The following is a 691-nucleotide window of genomic DNA, read 5'->3' as shown; positions in this document are numbered from 1 at the left end:
CTCATCGCGGGGCGGTTGCTTGCCTTTCCGGCGGCGACCGAATCCGAACATGGAACCTCTCGGCGGGTTTGGGGCACAAAGGGATTGTACTGACCCGGCCACTGGTCACGCTGCCCGTGAGCAGCCGTTGCCAGATGCACGAGCGCTCTCGTGGCCAGCACCCCCGGTGACCGGGCTAGTATCCTATCACCCATTCATCAACGCTGGGCAGCGAGCCAATGATCGCAAGAGCATGGATACTCGGCGGCATGATCGCCGGGCTGCTGACGCTGGCCGTGCCGGCCTCCGCGCAGGACTGGCCGGTCTCCGAGACGCGTCTGGACAACGGGTTGCATGTCATCGTCCGCGAGGATCACCGCGCCCCGGTGGCGGTCTCGCAGATCTGGTACGCGGTCGGCTCGAGCTACGAGTCCCGTCCCCACACCGGGATTTCGCACGTGCTCGAGCACATGATGTTCAAGGGCACGAAGGACCTGAAGCCCGGCGAGTTCTCGGAGATCGTCGCGCGTAACGGCGGCGAGGAGAACGCCTTTACCGGCCGGGACTACACCGCCTATTACGAGCAGCTCGCCGCCGACCGGCTGGAGACGGCGTTCCGGCTGGAGGCCGACCGCATGCACCAGCTGCGCCTCGACCCCGAGGCCTTCCGCAAGGAGCGCGACGTGGTGCTCGAGGAGCGGCGGCTGCGCAT

Annotated in this window: 1 protein-coding gene; it reads left to right on the top strand. The window is 66.7% G+C overall.

Features of this window, described 5'->3' with window-relative positions; all coding sequences use genetic code 11:
• Positions 1 to 218: 218 nt before the first annotated feature.
• Positions 219 to 691: M16 family metallopeptidase (locus G7A99_RS23145; RefSeq protein ID WP_371807665.1), on the top strand; the 473-nt coding region annotated here is incomplete at its 3' end.

The sequence above is a fragment of the Arhodomonas sp. KWT genome (assembly GCF_010993615.1).
Note: the sequence above shows the minus strand (reverse complement) of the source record. Positions and strands in the feature narration are given on the sequence as shown.